6 protein-coding genes are annotated in these 5,138 nt (G+C 31.0%); all 6 read left to right on the forward strand.

The window, feature by feature from the left end; genetic code table 11:
* The first annotated feature begins 143 nt into the window (after window positions 1-143).
* Window positions 144-611 carry a hypothetical protein gene (locus ACFSR1_RS04105; RefSeq protein WP_378289915.1) on the forward strand — a complete coding sequence of 156 codons (468 nt, stop codon included), beginning with the start codon at window positions 144-146 and terminating at the stop codon, window positions 609-611.
* A gap of 191 nt (window positions 612-802) precedes the next feature.
* Window positions 803-1,462 carry a hypothetical protein gene (locus ACFSR1_RS04110; RefSeq protein ID WP_378289917.1) on the forward strand — a complete coding sequence of 220 codons (660 nt, stop codon included), beginning with the start codon at window positions 803-805 and terminating at the stop codon, window positions 1,460-1,462.
* Window positions 1,463-1,535: 73 nt separating this feature from the next.
* The gene (locus ACFSR1_RS04115; protein WP_378289919.1) at window positions 1,536-2,009 is read left to right on the forward strand and encodes a hypothetical protein; all 474 of its coding nucleotides are present in this window, start codon (window positions 1,536-1,538) and stop codon (window positions 2,007-2,009) included.
* Window positions 2,010-2,373: 364 nt separating this feature from the next.
* Window positions 2,374-2,739 carry a hypothetical protein gene (locus ACFSR1_RS04120; protein ID WP_378289921.1) on the forward strand — a complete coding sequence of 122 codons (366 nt, stop codon included), beginning with the start codon at window positions 2,374-2,376 and terminating at the stop codon, window positions 2,737-2,739.
* Window positions 2,740-3,352: 613 nt separating this feature from the next.
* Complete coding sequence (locus ACFSR1_RS04125; RefSeq protein WP_378289923.1) at window positions 3,353-4,189, forward strand: HEPN domain-containing protein; 837 nt, start codon at window positions 3,353-3,355, stop codon at window positions 4,187-4,189.
* Between the two features lie 148 nt (window positions 4,190-4,337).
* Window positions 4,338-4,853, forward strand: a complete 516-nt coding sequence (locus tag ACFSR1_RS04130; protein WP_378289924.1) for a hypothetical protein — start codon at window positions 4,338-4,340, stop codon at window positions 4,851-4,853.
* Window positions 4,854-5,138 lie beyond the last annotated feature (285 nt).

Here is a 5,138-nt window from a genome sequence, read left to right on the forward strand (position 1 = left end):
CAAATGGTTTGTGTATATTTAGGAAAGCGCAAGACTAGTAAAAATATCATAATAAGGTAAAGTTTGCGCAGATGTGTCAACGATAAGGTAACATTTTGCCTTGCTACGACACATATACTAAACGTTGTAGCCAATTAAACTGAATGCGCAAAACAGTCGAATTTATAGAAGATAGAATTAAGTGGAGAGCTTCTCAACATAATCTGCCGAATAAAAATGTCTTTTTATTTGAGAATTTGACTGACGAAGTCAAAATGAAATACTTAAATCATTTTGACGAAAAAGATAGCGGAAAAATAATCTTACTATTTACGGATTCAAAGAATAATTGGACAGCATTGGGAACAAAAAGAATTATTGGGTATGATGGAACAAAACTCCACTCTGTAAAATTAGATGCAATTGAAGATGTGGATTCTAAAAATCGGAAAGAATATTTCGAAAAAGCAGAAGCTGGTGAAACTAAACTCAAAAAAATTAAAAAACGCAACGAACGCGAATTGTTAGTTACTGAATTTGACGGGAAAGAAACGATTTTTATTACGAAAAAAGGAAGTGACTTATTCTCTCTCTGGAATATTATGATTATGATAACAAGATTAAATAAATAAACTGGCCACAACAACATATATGTGATCACAGCAGCTAGGTGCTTAATCGAATGGTTTCTGTATTTTTGGTAAGGCGCAATGCTTGCAGAATGGAAAAGTTAGCAACCAATGCGCAGAAAGATCGAAAAGCAAGGTAACAATTTGCCCTGCTACGACACATATATTTAACGTTAGCGTTTATTAAAAAATAAATGAGAAAATTTAAAGTAATAATTCCTTTTTTATTTATTTCTTCCAGTATTTTCTGTCAGGATAACTCTGAACCCATTGTGGAGTTTACTAATTCTCCTAAAGTACTGTATCGAGGAATTCTAAATAAAGTTAAAATTTATGTTCCAAAAATGGATAGCAGTCAAGTTTTTAACGCTAATAACGAATTACTTCTAAAAGATGAAATGGAACTATATAATATTAATTGTACCACTTCAAGAGCACAAACAAAAAAACTCATTGTAAAATCATATTCTAACGGAATTAATATCAAATCTGATACCCTGAATTTTGATATCAAAGATATACCTAGACCTAGATTACGAATTGGCGGCGATTCTGGATTCAATTTAAAAATGACTCTGGAGGAATTAAAAGATGCAAAATTAGAAGTTTATATTCCTAAATTTAAATATGACTTCTCAGTTAATGTCTCGAGATACAGAATAAAAATAGGTAATGAAAAAGACATTTTAGTTGAAGGTGATTCGATATCAAAAGAAGTGTATTCAAAGATCAAAAAGTTAGATATTGGAGAAGAAATCCTAATTTTTGGAGTTGGATATTCCTCTCAAGATTCGAAATGGCGATGTGGAAAATCACTTGGAAATACTTATATTGAATTAATGAACAAACGCTAACACTATATAACAAAACATGGTCGCCCTTCGGGACGACAACGTTTGTTATATTTACCGTTATGCATTATCAAATATGAATTCAAAATTCAATCTTATAATCCTCATTTTCTCCATTTTATTTTCTTGTGGAAAATTAAATAATGAAAGATCAACTATACTTTTGAATTCTGAATATAATAAACGATTAAAATCTGAATATGGTTACCTTGTTTGGAATCCAAAAAAAAGTGATCTAGAAACCGTAAATAAAGTCTTGAAAAAAGCTATTGCTGATAAAAAATTTGATTTTATAAAGAAACCAATTCTTGAAAACATAAATAACAATCTATTTAAACAATATATACCATACATTGATAAGAATGATAACCGAATAATACTCTTAAACGTATCTTGTGACGTTTTAGCAATACCAACTTTAGAAGATCAAAAAATGGAACATTGGAAAAATGAGTTTTACGAAGTATATGACGGAGGTTCATGCTATTGGAAAATCACTATTAATGTTGATACTGAAAAATACTCAAATTTATTAGTAAATGGAGTTTAAAAACAATGCATAACACCATATATGTGATCATAGCAACTAGGTGATCAATCGAAAGGTTATTGTATTTTTGGTAAGGCGCAATGCTTGCAGAAAATAAAAGTTAGCAATCAATGCGCAGTTTTTGTCGAAATCAGGGTAACATTTTGCCCTGCTACGACACATATATTAAACGTTGCCAACCATATGAGAAAATATGTACGCTAAATTGAAATACATAATATTAACAATGCTAATTTTCGGAATTGGTTTTGGAATATTTAGCTATTACAAACTTCCGGAAAAAGTATATCAATCGGAATTTCACCTTTCTGTAATTTTAGTTGGATTAATCATTGTTTTCTTTTTCCTGCCACGGAATCTGAAAATGAAAAGGAAATTATTGACTTTATCAGGATTCGGAATATCAATTGTATTTTTCATTTTGACAATTAACTTGACCGTAATTCACTTTTCTAATGAACGATATGAAAAAATATTGACTGAATATAGTGAGTTAAATTGTGAAGAAATGAAAGACCGATTCGTAAAAGATTTGGAAAATGATGAATTAAAACACTTTTCGGGTGGATTTGCAGGAACTGGAAATTTAGGCAAAAACTTAAAAAAGTATGACATTGAGCATTTTGATCTTGGCTGTATAATCAGAAGTAATTTAATGTGCTATAGTGAATTAGTTTGGGAGCATCTGAAAGAAAAAGAAAACGTGGAAATAGCTCAACTTTATGAATGAAAAACGGTTGGCAACACGATATATGTTATCATAGCAGCAAGGTGATGAATCGAAAGGTTGTTGTATTTTTGGTAAGGCGCAATGCTTGCAGAATGAAAAAGTTAGCAACCAATGCGTAGAAATATCGAAAATCAGGGTAACATTTTGCCCTGCTACGACACATATATTAAACGTTATGCACAAGCATGTGGAATCTGAAAAGCAGAATGAATAATCGGACGGGATAATGGTCAAAGACCGGAGTGTTTTTATAAAGGTAATTTCTGACACAAAGATTCTCCCTTATCAGCATCGGACGGAATAAAGGTCATCGCTATTTTGTGTTGGTAATCGCTAAACCCAAAGTCGCAAAGCGATCGCGGGAATGCAAAAAAATATAACGCAAATAGTTACGAAAGTAATCATCGCTTTGCTTAGGTAAGTTTGCAAAGTAACGGCTGAATAAAAAAGGCCAGTGCATAACAAAATGTATAATTCATAGCGGCGGAAATTCCTAACGGAATTTCACGCTGGTTTATTAACTTTGGGCTGTGACGGAACATTTACCGTGTGCTTGTCCGCTACAAACCATACATTAATCGTTGTACGCAAGCTAAAATCCTACTCAATTAATATGACAATTTCTGAAAGATTATTTGAAACAGCAATTCAAGATTTGAATTCTGCAGAGATTTTATACAATTCTAAACATTATAATTTAGCTTTATTTCATTTACAACAATCAGTAGAAAAGTTTGTAAAGTCATTTGGAACCAGAATTGAAATTATTAAACCAGAAGACATTTCAAAAAAGATAAAGCACTTACCTCATAAAGTTTTTACAAAACTTTATCAAAATCAAATAGATGAGCTTTCTAAATATAATGGAACACCAATATTAGTTCCTGACATGATTCCTCCTCATCAAAGAGGAAAAAGCAAAATAAAAGAGAAGTTGGATAGCTTGAAAGGGCTTCTTTCAAAAGTTAGTAATTCTGAACTTCTTAAAATCAAAGAAATTCCCAGTTTAGCAATAGAAAGATTTATTGATGATGCTAAAGAATTAGAAAAAGAACCGACTTTTGATGACGGTAAGTTGTTTGCAGAAATCAAAGATGATTTCATAAAAACTAATGAGCATTTCATAGAATTTTTTAAGGGAGATGAGAACATAAAAAGTATATCTGAAGATTTTATAAGTAAGAGTGATGTAATATCTAAAAACAAACTAATAAGCTATAAGGAGATTAGTATTAAACAAAGCAAATATGCGTACGTCTCATTCGTTTGGGTGAATTTATCATTAGTAACTGCCCCTCATGAACAATCTACCAGATATCCTTCAATTATAGATGAAGATTATCCAAAGAGTTTATACAATAAAGATCATAATTTGATAAAGCATATTCCTCAATTCATAGAGATGATGAGAAAATCAATAAAAAAATACAAAGAAGTTTATGACGAATAAAAAGCCAGCGTACAACAACGTGTATAACTCATGGCTTGGCATACACAAAATTTATATATCTTTAAATTATATAAATCTTGTGTAACTCACTCGGATGTAAAAAGCCACGAGCCATACACAAACACGTTGTGCTACATAAAAAAGCTTAATGAAAATATTTTTGAACATAATTATATTTTTAATTTTTACGATAAGTTTTTCTCAAAAGACAAGTAAGAAAACAGAATATCAAATTGATTTAGAAAATTCTGTTGAATGTATTGATGCTACTTTAATGTTACCCGATTCAGACTTGTTAATTGCAATCATTGACGAAAACACTGGAGTTGCTGACGATAATCCAGAACATTTTTATATTAAAGCGAACTCAAAAAAAATTAAATCATTTGTGGACGTCTTAGCAGCATCTAAACTTTTAAACGAAATGTATATTATTCCGTTCAACGAAGAATATGCATATAAGGAAGTTAACTCTGGAAAAGTTAATGATGGCAGAAATGTTAGATTGTTTATTCAAATATCTTACACATCACCTTGTCATAATGATGAGCTGTTTATTCTTGTTTCGGACAAGAATAGTGCGGAAAAGCTGAGTGAAGAACTCTTAAAATTATTCGACAAAAATAAAGGTTTACTAAAGTTAAATAAACAAATAAAAACGTAGCACAACACTATATATGTGATCATAGCAGTTAAGTGATAGATCGAATAGTTATTGTATTTTGGTAAGGCGCAATGCTTGCAGAAATTTAAAGTTAGCAACCAATGCGCAGAAAAATCGAAAAACAGGGTAACAATTTGCCCTGCTACGACACATATATTAAACGTTGTGCATAATGTCCAAAATGACGCAGGAATTAACAGAGATAGAATTTAAAAACAGTTTTGGTAATGGAATGACGGACATTACGGAAATGGAAGTTGATGAACCGATTGACATTTGGGATTA

Source organism: Aquimarina rubra (assembly GCF_042684305.1).
Lineage (GTDB): Bacteria > Bacteroidota > Bacteroidia > Flavobacteriales > Flavobacteriaceae > Aquimarina > Aquimarina rubra.